Raw genomic sequence first — 15,736 nt, 5'->3', positions numbered from 1 at the left:
GGTTGGAGTGCTCCGGGGAGGGGGGTGCCGTCGGCGCGGCGGACGAGTTGGCCGTCGACGGTCCAGCCGGCGGGTGTGGGGGTGGCGGCGGTCTCGGGGTCGACGGCGTCACGGCCGGTCAGGAGCCGCCCGGCGCGCACGTCGGCGCCGGCGACGGCGAGTTGGGCGAGCGCGGTGAGCAACCCCGGCAGGCCGGGGCGGCGGTGGTCGTCGAGGGTGACGGTGGTGTGCGGGCGGTCCTCGAGGATGGCGTCGACCAGGCGGCTGAGCACCCGGCCGGGGCCGACCTCGACGAAGACCCGTGCCCCGGCGGCGTACATGGCCTCGATCTGCTCGGTGAAGCGGACCGGGGCGCCGATCTGCTCGGCGAGCCCGGCGATGACGGCGTCCGGGTCCTTGGGGTAGGGCGTGGCGGTGCGGTTGGCCCAGACCTCGAACACGGGTGCGCCGACGGCGAGTCGGGAGAGGCGCTCGGCGAAGACGGCTCCGGCGCCGGCGATCTGGGGGCTGTGGAAGGCGCAGGCCACCCTGAGGGGCTTGGGGGCGAAGCCGGCGCCGCGCAGCGCCGCCATGGCCTCGGCCAGCGGCGCGGTGGGGCCCGAGATCACGGTCTGGCGTGGCGCGTTGTGGTTGGCGACGACGATCCGCTCGGCCGCGGTCGAGCCGCGCAGCACCTCCTCGATCTGGGCCGGGGTGGCGGCGATGGCGGCCATGCCGCCCGGGTCGCCGGTGCTGACCTCGGCGAGGATGGCCTCGGCCCTGGCCTGGCTCGCGGTCAGCACGTCGGCGGGGCTGAGGGCGCCGGCGACGCCGAGCGCGACCAGTTCGCCGTAGCTGTGGCCGGCGGCCATGTCGGGCCGCACACCGAGCTGGGCCAACAGTTCGGCCGCCGCCAACTCGACGAGCCCCAACGCGGGTTGGGCGACGGCGGTGTCGGTGATCCGGTCCTGGAACAGTCGCTGGGTCGCCTCGTCGAAGGCGGCGGGCGGGTAGATCCGGTCGGCCCAGCGGGCGCCGTTGTGGAGGTGCCGGTGGAGCTCGGGGAAGGCGACCAGCAACTCGGCGAGCATGCCCGGGTGTTGGCTGCCCTGGCCGGGGAAGAGGAAGGCGAGCCGCCCGGGTTCGCCCGCGTCGGGCGCGGCGGTGTGGATGCCGTCGGCCGGCGCGGACTCGCCGCCCCTGGCGCGGCGTAGCAGGGCGGGGAGGGCGTCGAGGCGGTCCACGACGAGGGCGAGGCGGACGGGTTCGCCGCGGGCCGCGGCCAGGTCGGCGCGGCGCGCGGCATGACGCGCGTAGTCGCGCAGCCGCCAGGGTCCGCCGCGCTCCACCAGGGTGAGCAGCGAGGCTGCCGCGGTGCGGGCCGCGGCGACGTCCCGGCCGCGGAAGAGCAGCAGCTCGGCCGGCCATTCGTCGAACGCGTGCGCGGCGGGCGGCTGTCGGTGGGCGCGGAGCACGACGTGGAAGTTGGTGCCGCCGAAGCCGAAGGCGCTGACGCCGGCGATCCGTTCGTCGGGTTCGGCGGCCCAGGGGCGTGCCTCGGTGAGGAAGGCGAACGGGCTACTCGCCGCGGACCACGCCTCGTTGGGCCGGCTGAGGTGCAGGGTCGGCGGCCGGACGCCGTGGTGGAGGGCGAGGGTGGCCTTGATCAGGCCGGCGAGGCCCGCGGCGCACTTGGTGTGCCCGATCTGGGACTTGACCGAGCCGATGACGCAGCCGCCGGGCGCGGCCCCGGCCTCTTCGAACACCTGGGTGAGGGTGGCGAGTTCGGTGCGGTCGCCGACCACGGTGCCGGTGCCGTGGGCCTCGATCAGGCCGACATCGGCCGGCGAGACGCGGGCGTTGGCGTAGGCGCGGGTGAGCGCGGCGCGCTGGCCCTCGGGGCGGGGGGCGGTGAGGCCGAGGGCGCGGCCGTCGCTGGCGCTGCCGACGCCGTCGATGACGGCGTAGATCCGGTCGCCGTCCCGCTCGGCGTCGGCGAGCCGCTTGAGCACCACGCAGGCCACGCCCTCGCCGAGCGCGATGCCGTCCGCGGCCTGGTCGAAGGTGGCCGAGCGGCCGCTGGGCGAGAGCGCGTGCACGGAGGAGAAGAGCAGGTAGTCGTTGATGCCGTTGTGCAGGTCGGCGCCGCCGCAGAGCACCAGGTCGCTGGTGCCGGTGACCAGTTCCTTGCAGGCGGCGTCGACGGCGGAGAGCGAGGAGGCGCAGGCGGCGTCCACCGTGTAGTTGGCGCCGCCGAGGTTGAGCCGGTTGGCGATCCGGCCGGCGATGACGTTGGCGAGCATCCCGGGGAAGGAGTCCTCGGTGAGCCGGGGCAGTTGCTCGTCGAGCGCGGCCGGGACGGTGCCGAGGTAGCCGGGCAGCACGCTGCGCAGCGCGCTGGCGTTGGACAGGTCGCTGCCCGCCTCGGTGCCGAAGATCACCGAGGTGCGGCGGTGGTCGGCCTCGGGACTCGCGTAGCCGGCGTCGGCCAGGGCTCGTCTCGCGGCCTCGAGGGCCAGGAGTTGGACGGGCTCGATGCTGGCGAGCGAGGCGGGCGGGATGCCGTAGCGCAGCGGGTCGAAGGGGATGGGGGGCAGGAAGCCGCCCCACTTGGACGGGGTGCGCTCGCCGTCGCCCGCCGGGTCGTAGTAGAGCTCGGGGTCCCAGCGGTCGGCTGGGACCTCGGTGACGCAGTCCCGGCCGGCCAGGACGTTGGCCCAGAACGCGGACAGGTCCTCGGCGCCGGGGAACATCCCGGCCATGCCGACGACGGCCACGCGCAGCGGCTCGGGCGCGTCACGCTCGGCCCGCTCCGGCACGCGCAGCCCGAGCCGGTCGCGCAGCTCAGCGGCGCGGGCGCGCAGCCAGCGCTCCCCGCCCTCGGCGACGGACTCGTGGAGGTCGGCCAGGGTGGTGACCCGGTCCCGCAGCGCCACCGCCTCGCCGGCCATGAACATGCCCTCGGCGGCCTGGCGGCGCTCGTCGACGGCACGCAGCTCGTCGCCGACGCGCTCGACGCCCTTGCTGGCGAGCCGGAGCCGGCCGACGTTGAACCGTTCGAGGCGCTCCCAGCTCTCGCGCTCGGGGACGCCCGCGGCGCGCAGCTCGGTGCGCAGCCGTTCGAAGTCGGCGCCGAAGGCGCTGCGGGCGCAGCGGGTGGCGTGTCCCGGCGCGGTCTCCAGCAGGTCGGTGCCGTCGGCGGCGACGACCTGGCGCTGGAACAGCGGCTTGATGGCGCCGACGGCGACGGCCTCCTCGGTGAACAGGTAGGCGGTGCCCATGAGCACGCCGGTGGCGACGCCGGCGCGGGTGAGCGGGGCGGCGAGGGCGGCGATCATGGCGGCCGACCGCTCGTCGTGCACACCGCCGGCGAAGAGCACGGCGAGCTCGGGGCCTTCGTGTCCGGCGGCGAGGTGGTCGAGCAGCACGTCGAGCTGGGCCTCCCACAGCGGGAAGCTGTTGCGCGGCCCGACGTGGCCACCGCACTCGGCGCCCTCGAAGACGAACCTGCGGGCGCCGGCGGCGAGGAACTGCCGCAGCAGCCCGGGCGACGGCACGTGCAGGAAGGTGGCGATGCCCTCTGCCTCCAGGGCGGCGGCCTGGGCCGGGCGACCGCCGGCGACGATGGCGTGGGTGGGGCGCACCCGGCGGACGACGTCGAGTTGGGCGGTCCTGACGGCCTCGTCGGCGAAGCCGAGGATACCCACGCCCCAGGGCGCGTCGCCGAGGGCGGCGCTGGCGCGCTCCAGCATGTCGCGGGTCCGCTCGGCGTCCGAGAGGGCCAGGGCGAGGAACGGCAGGCCGCCGTGGGCGGCGACCTCGGCGGCGAACTCGGGCTGGTCGCTGACCCGGGTCATGGGCCCCTGCACGACGGGGCGGCGGGTGCCGAGGACCCGGGCGGCCGGCGCGTCGGCGCCGAGCGCGGTGGCCGGCCGATCGTCGCGGACGGCGTCGGCGACGGCGCGGCGTATGCCGCGAACGGCCTGGGCGACGGTGGACCAGCGGCGGGCGAAGGCGGCGGCCAGCGGCGCGTCCTGGCCGACGGGCAGCAGCCCGGTGCGCGGATCGGCGCCGACGCGGGCGGCGAACTCGGCCGGGTCGTCCGGCGGTTCCGGCACGCCGGGGCCGCGCCGCCGAAGCACCCGGATGCCGTGGCGGCGGACGGTCTCGGTGCCGTCGAGCGCGGCCAGGGTCTCGGCGATCTCCAGCGGCAGGGCGGCCTCATTGAGCAGGGCGAGCTGGGTGTCGAGCACGACGCCGGTGGCCCCGCCGACGACGGCGGCGGCGGCCGTGTACGGCCCGATGCCGCCGGCGGCCCACACGGGCAGGGTGTCGCCGAGGTCGGCGAGCACCCGCTGGAGCAGCACGAAGGTGCTCAACTCGCCGGCCCGGCCGCCGCACTCGGAGCCCCGGACGATCAGCCCGTCGGCGCCGGCGGCGGCCGCGGCGCGGGCCGCGTCGGGCTCCGTGACCTCGACCAGCACCCGGCGCCCGGCGAACTCGGCCGGGGCGCGCCCGGGGTCGGCGAGCAGCACGGTGGTGGCGGCGCCGGGCAGCGCGGCGGTGCCGACGGGACATCCGGTCCGCACCCGGACGCCGAAGGGCGCGCTCGACCAGCTGACGGTGCGGCCCAGCGCTTCGACGGCGCCGCGCGGGTCGCCGTCGGGCAGTTCGAGCACGCCGAGCGCCCCGGCTCGCGCGGCGGCGACGGTGAACCGCGGGGAGGGGCGGTGCAGGGGGTTGATCACGACGACGAGACTTGACTGCGGGGACTGGTGCGGGGAATGGGGGGACATGCCGGGCTCCGGCATCCGCATGGACTCTCCCGACTCACGATCATGAGACAAGCAGACGTCCGCATTACACGCAGCCTGTTTCCGCCAGTCAACCGCCCGCCAAGGGGTGAGGGTGACGCTGCGTGAGCATCGATCAGGGGGCGGGAGGGCCCGCCGACGAGCCGCACCTCGCCAGCTCGCGCTTCTCGGCCCCTTCACTCTGAGACAACGCCGATGACACAGCGCTGTCATGGCCACGCAATCTACGCGGATCACCCATCCCGCGTCGTTGTGGGCCATCTCACAAGCCCGCGCGCGGCACTCCCACGGCGCAGAACGCACCCAGCGGCGCTCGCCACGGGCGCGCGCGCCCCCCTTGGGGGCGCGCGCCGGTTTTCGAACTCCGCACCCGAAGGCTTGGCAGCCCCCAATAAATAATTATTTAATGTCGCCAGCTCGAGACAGGTCTGGAGGACGACGTGCCCACTCCCCCACCCCACGCGGGCCGGTTCGCCGGCCGCTGTGTCCTGGTGACCGGGGCCGCCTCCGGGATCGGTGCGGCCACCGCGCGGCGGCTCGCCGCCGAGGGCGCCGGGGTGCTCGTCGCCGACGTGGCGCGGGAGGGTGGCGAGGCACTGGTCGAGTCGATCGCCGAGGCCGGCGGCCGGGCCGCCTACCAGCGCTGCGACGTCTCCGACGAGGCGTCCTGGCGGGCGGCGGCGCGGGCCGCGGAACAGCGGTTCGGCCCGGTCTCCGGTCTGGTCAGCAACGCGGCCACGGCCACCATCGCCGCCGCCGACGCCACCGATCTCGCCGACTGGAATCGGCAGCTGTCGGTCAACCTCACCGGCGCCTTCCTCGGCTTCCGCGCCTGCCTGCCGGGGCTGCGCCGCACCGGCGGGGCGGCCGTGCTGGTCTCCTCCGTGCACGCCTGGTTCGGCCTGCCCGGTCGTCCCGCCTACGCCGCGGGCAAGGCCGGCCTCACCGGCCTCGCCCGACAACTCGCCGTCGAGTACGGCCCCGAGGTCCGGGTCAACGCGCTGCTGCCCGGCCCCGTCCTCACCCCGGCCTGGGGATACATCGGCGAGGAGGAACGGCGCGCCACCGCGGCGGAGACCGCCGCCCGCCGTCTCGGCCGGCCCGAGGAGGTGGCGGCCGCCGTCGCCTTCCTCCTCTCGGACGACGCCTCGTTCGTCACCGGCGCCTCGCTGGCGGTGGACGGCGGCTGGAGCGTGCTGAAGAACAGTTCCTAGGACCACCGGAGTAACACCTTGAAGATCACCCGCGTCGAGACCTTCGCCGTCCCGCCCCGCTGGCTGCTGTGCCGTGTCGAGACCGACGACGGCGTCGTCGGCTGGGGCGAGCCGATCGTCGAGGGGCGTGCCGCGACGGTGCGCGCCGCCGTGCACGAACTCGCCGAACTCCTCGTCGGCAAGGACCCGTCCCGCATCGAGGACCACTGGCAGCTGATGACCAAGGGCTCCTTCTACCGCGGCGGCCCGGTCCTCTCCAGCGCGGTCGCCGGCCTCGACCAGGCGCTGTGGGACATCGCGGGCAAGACGCTCGGCGTGCCGGTGCACGTGCTGCTCGGCGGCCCGGTCAGGGACCGGGTGCGGGCCTACAGCTGGGTCGGCGGCGACGAGCCGGCCGAGATCGCGGACGCGGTGGCGGCCCAGATCGAGGCCGGGTTCACCGCCGTCAAGATGAACGCCAGCGGGCGGATGAACCGGCTCGCCACCGTCGCCGACCTGGAGCGGATCGTGGGGCGCGCCGAGGCGGCGCGCGAGGCGCTCGGCCCCGACCGGGACTTCGCCGTCGACTTCCACGGCAGGTTCACCGCGGCCAACGCCCGCAAGGTGCTGCCGCGGCTCGCCCACACCAACCCGCTGTTCGCCGAGGAGCCGGTGCTGCCGGAGTACACCCACCTGCTCGGCGACCTGGTCGCCGCGTCCCCGGTGCCGATCGCCACCGGCGAGCGGCTCTACTCGCGCACCGACGCGCTGCCGGCCGTCCAGGCCGGGGTCGCGGTCCTCCAGCCCGACCTCTCACACGCCGGCGGCATCTCCGAGGTCCGGCGCATCGCCGCCCTCGCCGAGACCTTCGACATCCCGATCGCCCCGCACTGCCCGCTGGGCCCGGTCTCGCTGGCCGCCAGCCTGCAGATCGCGTTCGCCACGCCGAACTTCCTGATCCAGGAGCAGAGCATCGGCATCCACTACAACACGGGCGCCGAGGTGCTCGACTACGTCGTGGACCGGGAGGTCTTCCGCTTCCACGACGGCCACTTCAACCGCCCCACCGCGCCCGGCCTCGGCATCGAGGTCGACGAACCCGCCGTCCGCGCGGCGGACGACTCCCAGCAGCCCTGGCACAGCCCGATCTGGCGCCACCAGGACGGCTCGTTCGCGGAGTGGTGAATCGCCCTGGCGGGCCGGGCCGCCGTGGCGCCCTGGCGGGCTGAGGGCCCTCGAAGGGGCGCCGGTTCCTGCGGCGCACGCCGCCGCAGGCGGCGGACGGGCCGCACCTGCGGAGGGCCCCGAAGGGGCACCGGTGATGCCGGGTACGGCAGGAGGCCCGCCTCAGGGCTCGGCTCCCGGCCGCCCGGGCAGGCGAAGCCGGGCTCGGGCGACCCGCACCCGCACCCGCACCCGCACCTACGCCTTCCGGCGAAAGCCGGCCCGCCGCCGCGCCCGTACCGGCGACGGACCCGACAAAAGCCGCCGCGCGCCCGGGCGCCATCGGGGTCGGAGACCCAGCCGCGGCGCCCCCGTAAGAGCGGCGCGGCCTCTCCGCCGCCTGCCGCGGCGTGCGGCGCCGCGCCGGACCCGGCTGGGCGCCATCGAGGCGGGAACCCCACGGCGCCGCTCCGGAACCGGGCGTTGTCACGACCCGCGCCCCCTTCGAGGGCCCTCAGCCCGCCAGGGCGGTTACGCCGGTGTCGCGTCCTGGTCGCGGGTCCAGGTGCGGTGTTCGGCGATGGTGTCGGCCAGGGTGGCGGTCACGGCGTCGAGGTCGGCGCCGTCCGTGGCGGTGACCACGCCGTGGTCGTCGACGACGCCGTCGCCGTCGGCGGCCAGCCGCAGGCCAGGCAGGTCAAGGGCGCCGAGGAGGCTGACCCCGCTGCCGACCGCCGCGATGCCCTTGCCGTGTTTGAACGCCTCGGCCACGTAGTGCAGGGCGAGGCCGTCGCCGGCCAGGGTGCGCACGCTGTCCGGGCCGCCCGGCACGCAGACCGCGTCGTACATCGTCGAGGCCATGGTGGACAGCGCGTGGTCCACCGTGACGGTGCCGCCGTCCGTGGTGCGCAGTTCGCCGGCGTGTGGCGCGAGCACCTCCGGCACCGCACCGCCACGCGCCATCGCCTCGCGCAGGGCGAGCACGTCGCTCCTGGCCACGCCGTCGGCGGCCAGGATGGCGACCCTGCGGGTGGCGATGGACGCGTCGTCCCCGGCGGCCTCCGCCACGCCGGCGGCGGGGTTGGCCAGGGAGAGCGCCGGGGACGAGCGGCCGTGGTTGGGGATGGCGGCCTGGTCGGGCGCCGGCAGGCCGAGGCCTTCGGCGACACGGCGCGCGAGGTCGTTGTCGACGTGGTTGAGCTGCTCCACGACGCGTTCCCTGATCTCACGCCTGGTCACCTTGCCGAGCTCGAACCGGTAGGCGGCGACGATGTGTTGCTTCTCCCAGTCGGCCATCGAGTTCCAGAAGAGGGTGGCCTGGCTGTAGTGGTCGGAGAAGCTGGGGCTTCGCCTGCGGATCTTGGCGCCGTCGACGCGCTCCTGGTAGTGGACGTAGGCGCCGGCGTCCGGGGAGGCGAGCACGGGGCAGCCGCCGTTGATCGAGTTGGGCGCGTAGCTGGTGTGATCGGGGTGGATGCGGTGCTGGCCGTAGCCGTCGCGCTGGTTGTTGCGGACGGTGGCGACGGGGCGGTTCACCGGCAGTTGCTCGAAGTTGGGGCCGCCGAGCCGGATCAGCTGGGTGTCCAGGTAGGAGAAGTTGCGGCCCTGCAGCAGCGGGTCGTTGGTGAAGTCGATGCCGGGCACGACGTGCGCGGTGTGGAAGGCGACCTGCTCGGTCTCGGCGAAGAAGTTGTCGGGGTTGCGGTCGAGCACCATGCGACCGACGGGCCGGACCGGGACGATCTCCTCGGGGATGATCTTGGTGGCGTCGAGCAGGTCGAAGTCGAAGGCGAACTCGTCGTTCTCGGTGACGAGTTGGACGCCGAGCTCGTATTCGGGGAAGTCGCCGCGCTCGATGGCGTCCCACAGGTCGCGGCGGCTGAAGTCCGGGTCCTGGCCGGCGAGTTTCTGACACTCGTCCCAGACCAGGCAGTGGGTGCCGAGCAGCGGCTTCCAGTGGAACTTGACGAAGGTGCCGCGCCCCTCGGCGTTGACGAACCGGAAGGTGTGCACGCCGAAGCCCTGCATCATCCGGTAGCTGCGGGGCAGTGCCCGGTCGGACATCAGCCACATCAGCATGTGGGTGGACTCGGGTTGCAGCGAGACGAAGTCCCAGAAGGTATCGTGCGCCGACTGGGCCTGGGGGATCTCGTTGTGCGGCTCGGGCTTCACCGCGTGCACGAAGTCGGGGAACTTGATGGCGTCCTGGATGAAGAACACCGGGAAGTTGTTGCCCACCAGGTCGTAGTTGCCCTCGCGGGTGTAGAACTTGGTGGCGAATCCCCGCACGTCGCGCACGGTGTCCGCGGAGCCGCGGGAGCCGGCGACGGTGGAGAAGCGGACGAAGACCGGGGTGCTGCGGTTCGGGTCCTGGAGGAAGTCGGCCCTGGTGTACTCGGCCAGCGACGCGTAGGGACGGAAGTGGCCGTAGGCGCCGGCGCCCCTGGCGTGCACCACCCGCTCGGGGATGCGCTCGTGGTCGAAGTGGGTGATCTTCTCCCTGAAGTGGAAGTCCTCGAGCAGCGTCGGGCCGCGGTCGCCCGGCCGGAGCGAGTTGTCGGTGTCGTCCACCCGGGTGCCGAAGTTGGTGGTCAGCGGGCCGTCCTCGCCGCGGTCGCGCAGCGGCTCGAGTTGGTCCTGCTTCCCCGGCACGGCGTCGTCGGCGCGGTGTGGCATCAGCCCTCCTGGACGGTCGGTCTTCCGTGCGTGGCGGCCGTCCGGTACCCACGACCATCCGGGTCTACCCTCCTATCTCGGGATGAGTGCCACAAATCGGCCAGGGCGTTCGCGGGATCGCGGGCCGTGGCGAGCAGCACGCGGCGCCGCAGCGCCTCGCGCCGGCCGGGGCCGAGCGACCAGGCCAGCCAGTGGTCGAGCGCGGGCCGGTCGAGTCGCTCCGCCGGCAGCAGCGCCGGCCAGTCGCACGCCCTGGCCTGCGCCGTGACCTTGGCGCCGCCCGCCACCGGGTCGACGGCGATCGGCGGGACGCCGACGCGCAGGCCCAGCACCAGGCCGTGCAGCCGGTCGGTGACGACGGCGTCGAGCCGTTCCAGGGCGGAGAGCAGCTGGCCGGGGCTGCGGCAGAGCCGGCCGTCCGCCGCGTCGAGCCGGGTCTCGAGCACCACGGGCGCGACCCGGCTCTCGGCCAGCCAGCCGGTCACGGTCCGCGCGACCTCCGCGTGACGGCGGCGGCCGCGGTACTCGTGCTGGCCCTCGGTGAGGAGCAGGCCCACCACCGGCTCCCGCCGCACCCTGGGCGCCCGCAACGCCAGGTCGAGGGCGGGCGCGAGGCCGGCGCCGTCCCTGGCGAGCACGGCGTGGAAGCCGGCGGCGGCGGGGTCGGCCGGGTCGATGACCGAGGTGCCGACGGCGACCCGCAGGCAGTGCGCGAAGCGGCGGTGCAGCTCGGCGATGTCGGGGCCGTGCAGCGGGCCGCAGACGAAGACCAGCCGGTCGTAGTCGGTCGGGTCGACCTCGGTGAGCGTGGGGCCGCGCGGTTCGAAGCGCGGGCTCCACGCCACGTCGTGGGGGACGCCACGGGCGGCGAACAGCGCGCGCACCCGTTCCAGCGCCAGCACGTCGCCGGCCGTGGCCTCTCCGTCGACGAAGCTGAACCAGCCCGTCAGCAGCGTCCGCCCGTCGTCACCCGTCACCGCCGCCGGGTCCCCCCGCCCACGGGCACCAAACGCCCGCGCCCGGGCCGTGTCAGGTGCCGGTCGCGTGGTACTCGTGCGGCCGGGTCGTGAAGGCCCGGCAAGAGGCACGTCGACGACGTGCGGTGCCAAGCAGCACGGAAGGGAGGCACGTCGTGTCCTATGGAGAGTTCGTCGCGACCGTACGCGACCGCGGTGAGTACCCGAACGACGAGGCGGAACGGGTGGTGGACGCGGTCCTCAGCACCCTCGGCGAGCGTCTTCCCCCGCAGTCGTCCGCACACCTGGGCGACCAGCTGCCGGCCGAGCTCGCGTTGATCCTGGAGAACGCGGCCGACGGCTCGGGGCGGAGCTGGGGCGTCGAGGAGTTCGTGGCCCATGTCGCCGAGGCCGCCGACGAGGACGAGGAGACCGCGGAGACCGACACCAGGGTGGTCTTCTCGGCGATCTCGGACCAGGTGAGCGGCGGCGAGATGAACAAGCTGCTGAGCCAGCTGCCGTCCGGCTACGCCGAGCTGTTCGGCTACTCGGAGCTGACATGACACCCCGGGCCCGCGAGCGGGGCACCGACGACGAGAGGTGTGCTCGATGAAGGCGGCGGTGTGGCAAGGCAGGCGCGACGTCCGGGTGGAGGAGGTCCCCGACCCGGTGATCAGGGAGCCGACGGACGCGGTGATCAGGATCACCTCGTCCGGCCTGTGCGGCTCCGACCTGCACCTGTACGAGGTACTGGCGCCGTTCATGACCCCCGGCGACGTGCTGGGGCACGAGCCGATGGGCGTGGTCGAGGAGACCGGGCCCGAGGTGGCGTCGCCGCGCCCGGGCGACCGGGTGGTGGTGCCGTTCCAGATCTCCTGCGGCGCGTGCCTCATGTGCCGGCAGGGGCTCCAGACGCAGTGCGAGACGACCCAGGTCGCCAGCCGGGGCTCGGGCGCCGCGCTCTTCGGCTACACGAGCCTCTACGGCTCGGTGCCCGGCGCGCAGGCCGAGTACCTGCGGGTGCCTCAGGCGCACTACGGGCCGATCCCGGTGCCTCCCGAGGTGCCGGACGACAGGTATCTCTACCTGTCGGACGTGCTGCCCACCGCCTGGCAGGCCGTGGAGTACGCGGACGTGCCGGCGGGCGGCAGCCTGGTCGTGCTGGGCCTCGGTCCGATCGGCGACATGTGCTGCCGGATCGCGGCCCACCGGGGCGTCGGGCACGTGATCGGCGTCGACCTGGTGACCGAGCGGCTGGCCAGGGCCAGGGCGCGCGGCGTCGAGGCCCTGGACCTGACCGCGTACGACGACATCGTCGGCGCCGTCCGTGACCGCACCGGCGGGCGCGGTCCCGACGCCGTGATCGACGCGGTGGGCATGGAGGCGCACGGCTCCACGCCCAGCAGGATGCTGCAGAACCTGACGGCCCTGCTGCCGGACCGGCTCGGCGAGAGGCTGGCCGGCACGGCCGGCGTGGACCGGCTGGCCGCCTTCTACCTGGCCATCGACATGGTGCGCCGGGGCGGCACCGTCTCGCTGAGCGGTGTCTACGGCGGGATGGCCGATCCGCTGCCGATGCTGAAGCTGTTCGACAAGCAGATCCAGCTGCGGATGGGCCAGGCCAACGTGCGGCGCTGGGTGCCGGACCTCCTGCCGCTGCTGTCGGACGACGACCCGCTCGGCGTCGACGACTTCGCCACCCATCGGTTGCCGCTCGACCGGGCGCCCGAGGCGTACGAGATGTTCCAGCGGAAGGACGCGGCGAAGGTCGTGTTCCACCCCTGAGCCCGACGGTCCCGACGGCCCGGCCGGCCGGGCCCGCCCGGTGTGAGCAACCGCACGGGGCGGGCCTTCCCCTTGCGGCACAAGGGATGCGAGGCGGTGGCGCCGGACGGCGACGATCTTGGTCTTCCCGGCCGGATCCCGGTCTGTCATGGTGGTGAGCGCTGATCGGCGGGACGCCGTCGCCCCGCCAGCCTTCCCTCACCCGCCTGCTGTCAGGCCCTGGTTCTCGCATGTCTCTCCTCGCCCCCGCGCGCCTCCGGCGCCGTGCCGCCGCCGACCGCGCGCGGTCGGACCGCAACCCGTGGCGTTCGCTCCGCTACCCCAGCATGCGCTGGTGGTCGGTGGCCAACCTGGTGTCCAACGCGGGCACCTGGATGCAGCTGACCGTCCAGAACCTGCTGGTACTCCAGGTCACCGGATCGGCCGCGGTGACCGGCCTCTCGCTTGCCGTGCAGGCCGGCCCCGGCCTACTGCTGGGTCTGTTCGGCGGCGCCGTCGTCGACGCCTGGCCGCGCAAGCTGACGGCGGCCGTCAGCCAGGCCGCGCTCGGCGTGGTGGCCGTCGTCACCGCGGGCCTGGTCGCCTTCGATCTGCTGAACGTGCCGGCGCTGCTGCTGCTCGCGGCGATCACCGGCGTGATCGCCACGGTGGACGCGCCGGCGTGCGCGCTCCTCGGCAATGACCTGGTGTACACACGCGACGTCCCGTCGGCGATCGCCCTCGGCTCGGCGGTGCACAGCGTGGGCCGGCTGGCCGGCACGGCGCTCGCCGGTGTCGCCGTGGTCCTCTTCGGCACGTCGGCGGCCTTCCTGGTCAACGGCCTGTCCTTCGCCTTCGTCGCCGCCGTCATCCCGTTCCTGCGGCTGGTCGACCGGGAGCGCGACCCGGACGCCGCTCCCCCGCCGTCGCCGCCCGCCGAGCCCGCCAAGGCGGCCGGTCGGGCCCCGGCGCTCGCGGGCACGAGCGCCCGGGAGGGCCTGCGGTTCTTCCTGCGGCGGCCGCGTCTCGTGGCGCTGGCCGCCATCACCGGCCTGTCGGCGGTCTTCGGCCGGAACTACGCGCTGACGCTCGCGGTGCTGGTCACCGGCCCGCTGGCGGCCGGCGCCGGCTCGTTCGGCACCGTCTCCACCGCGCTCGCGGTCGGCGGCATCATCGGCGCCCTGGTGGCCGGTGTCCTGCAGCGGCCCTCGGTGCGCCTGGTCGCGGCGATGGCCGGGATCGGCGCCCTGCTCCAGGTCGCCGCCGGCCTCGCGCCCTCGCTGGCGCTGCTGATCCTGCTGGTGATCCCGATGGCCCTGGTCGAGTCCGTCTCGGACACGGCCGGCACCACGGTCCTGCAGACCGACCCGCCGGCCCACATGCGGGGCCGGGTGCTCGGCGTCTGGCGGAGCCTGAGCACCGGCTGGGGCCTGGTCGGGCCGCCCGCGATGGGCCTGCTGATGGAGCTGGCCGGCGCCAGGGCGGCGCTGGTGCTCGGTGGTCTGCTGATCGCCGGCGCCTCGGCCGCCGGGCTGCTGGTCCACGGCCGCCGGGTCCGGTACCCGGCGGTGACCGAGGCGGTGGCGCCGGCACCGGCGCCGGTCGCCGCGGTGGCGCCGGCGGCCTGAGCCCGACACACGGCCCGCGCCCTGTGGTCCGCCCCGTCGCCGCGGCGACGGGGCGGACCACAGGGCGCGGTGCCGGTCAGGAGCGGAAGATCGCCTTCTCGACCTCGTTGGGCCCGTTGAACTGTTTGCCGGGCAGCTCCTCGAGCTGGTGGACGAGGCCGCTGTTCGCGTGGTTCCGCTTGGCGCAGTCGACCAGGGCGTTCTTGTTCGCGGGGTAGGAGGCGCCCTTGAGTGCCTGCTGTACCTCGATGGGGTTGGTCTTGGCCATGATGGCTTCCCCTCACTCGTGTCTCTTCTGTCTCTTCGCGATCCACGTCCGCGTACCCGCCGCGGCCGGCTCCCCAACCCGACTGAACCGTGATCATCAGGGATTTTACGGACGCCCAGGCGGCGGTGTTGATCGTCGGCGGGGCCCGTCGGCCTCACCGCCCGGGCCCTCCTGGAACGCTGGGGCGTCGAGACGCTGTTGGTCGAGCGGCACGGGGCGTTGTCGCCGCTGCCACGGTCCCGGCCTGGTCAACGTACGGTCGATGGGGATCTTCCGTCAGCTCGGGCTCGCCGACGTGATCGCGGGCAACGCGTTCGCCCCGCCCGGTACGGCCGCGTCCGCTTCCGCGACACCCTGGGGGACGACGACTTCGCCACGGCGGCGATGATCGGCGTCGAGAGGCCGGTGCCCGAGAGCCGACTTGACCGAGGAGGCCGACGGCGTCGTGGCCTGCTCCACGACCGGGAACGCGGGGCGCGCACCCGTGTCCGCGCCCGTCACGTACTCGCCGCCGACGGCGCGAGCTCCGCGTCCGGCGGCTGCTCGGCCTCGCCACCACGGGGGCCGGGGCTCTGGGGGGCTTCACCACCGTCGTCTTCGACGCCGACCTCGATCCCTGGTGCGCCGGGCGGCCGGCCGGGGTCTCCTTCACGGCGCACGGGCTGTTCCCGCTCTATCCCGAGGGCGGCTGGGCCTGGTTCGCCCCGCCCCCGAAGACCCCGAGCACGCCGACTGGCGGGAGCTCGTCTCACGCGCCCTCGGCCCCGGCGCGGGGACGTGGGTGGACGTGACGTGCTGCCGGTCGCGCACTGGGTGATGAACGCGTTCGTCCCCAGCGGTTCGGCCACGGAAGGACCCTGCTCGCCGGCGACGCCGCGCACGCGGTCCCCGTCGTCGGCGGCCTCAACATGAACGCCGGCATCGCCGACGTGCACAACCGCTGCTGGAAGCTGGCCCGCGTCCTCCACGACTGGGCCGGGCCCGGCCTGCCGGAGACGTACGAGACGGAGCGCCTCTCGGTCGCCCGGCGCACGCTCGCCCATGCGGTGGAGCACACTCAGCTGATGCTCCAGGCGCAGAAGCGGCGCCGCGCTCAGCGCGCATCCGGCGACGCGGCGTCTGCCCGAACGGTACTTCGCCCAGCTCGGCCTGGTGCTCGGCATGAGCTACCGCTCGGCCGCCGTCCGCACCGGAGACGACGCGCCGGCCGAACCGTCCGACATGGGCACGGACTCCGTTCCCACCGCCCGCCCTGGGCGCCGCCTGCCGCAGTTCGCCCTGCTCACCCCGGCCC

General features: G+C 74.6%; 10 protein-coding genes. 6 read left to right on the top strand and 4 right to left on the bottom strand.

The window, feature by feature from the left end:
* A partial coding sequence (locus E1265_RS20590; protein WP_132932070.1) for a type I polyketide synthase occupies nt 1–4,775 on the bottom strand: 4,775 nt, incomplete at its 3' end.
* A gap of 458 nt (nt 4,776–5,233) precedes the next feature.
* Between E1265_RS20590 and E1265_RS20585 the strand changes: the two genes are divergently transcribed.
* Entirely contained in the window at nt 5,234–6,007 is a 774-nt protein-coding gene (locus E1265_RS20585) for an SDR family NAD(P)-dependent oxidoreductase (protein ID WP_132932068.1), read from the top strand.
* A gap of 18 nt (nt 6,008–6,025) precedes the next feature.
* Nucleotides 6,026–7,171 carry a galactonate dehydratase gene (dgoD, locus tag E1265_RS20580; protein WP_132932066.1) on the top strand — a complete coding sequence of 382 codons (1,146 nt, stop codon included), beginning with the start codon at nt 6,026–6,028 and terminating at the stop codon, nt 7,169–7,171.
* Nucleotides 7,172–7,681: 510 nt separating this feature from the next.
* Here the strand turns inward: dgoD and E1265_RS20575 are convergent.
* Both E1265_RS20575 and E1265_RS20570 read right to left on the bottom strand, forming a co-directional pair.
* Nucleotides 7,682–9,826 carry a catalase gene (locus tag E1265_RS20575; protein WP_132932064.1) on the bottom strand — a complete coding sequence of 715 codons (2,145 nt, stop codon included), beginning with the start codon at nt 9,824–9,826 and terminating at the stop codon, nt 7,682–7,684.
* Entirely contained in the window at nt 9,826–10,803 is a 978-nt protein-coding gene (locus E1265_RS20570; protein ID WP_243740971.1) for a polysaccharide pyruvyl transferase family protein, read from the bottom strand. The genes E1265_RS20575 and E1265_RS20570 overlap by 1 nt, the downstream gene beginning before the upstream one ends.
* Before the next feature lie 155 nt (nt 10,804–10,958).
* Here E1265_RS20570 and E1265_RS20565 point away from each other — a divergent pair, with 155 nt between their 5' ends.
* From E1265_RS20565 to E1265_RS20555, 3 genes are all read left to right on the top strand, one after another.
* Nucleotides 10,959–11,345, top strand: coding sequence for a DUF2267 domain-containing protein (locus E1265_RS20565; RefSeq protein ID WP_132932062.1), 387 nt, complete (start codon nt 10,959–10,961; stop codon nt 11,343–11,345).
* 46 nt (nt 11,346–11,391) lie between these two features.
* On the top strand, nt 11,392–12,567 hold the full coding sequence (locus tag E1265_RS20560) for an alcohol dehydrogenase catalytic domain-containing protein (protein ID WP_132932061.1): 1,176 nt from the start codon (nt 11,392–11,394) through the stop codon (nt 12,565–12,567).
* A gap of 230 nt (nt 12,568–12,797) precedes the next feature.
* Nucleotides 12,798–14,174, top strand: a complete 1,377-nt coding sequence (locus tag E1265_RS20555) for an MFS transporter (protein ID WP_132932059.1) — start codon at nt 12,798–12,800, stop codon at nt 14,172–14,174.
* A 76-nt stretch (nt 14,175–14,250) separates the two neighbouring features.
* Here the strand turns inward: E1265_RS20555 and E1265_RS20550 are convergent, their stop codons facing one another.
* Complete coding sequence (locus E1265_RS20550) at nt 14,251–14,442, bottom strand: DUF2795 domain-containing protein (protein ID WP_132932057.1); 192 nt, start codon at nt 14,440–14,442, stop codon at nt 14,251–14,253.
* Nucleotides 14,443–15,251: 809 nt separating this feature from the next.
* Here E1265_RS20550 and E1265_RS39405 point away from each other — a divergent pair.
* On the top strand, nt 15,252–15,736 hold a 485-nt coding region (locus E1265_RS39405; RefSeq protein ID WP_347877228.1), incomplete at its 3' end, for an FAD-dependent monooxygenase.

It is taken from the genome of Streptomyces sp. 8K308 (assembly GCF_004348315.1).
GTDB lineage: Bacteria > Actinomycetota > Actinomycetes > Streptomycetales > Streptomycetaceae > Streptomyces.
This window is presented reverse-complemented; position numbering and strand designations above follow the sequence as displayed.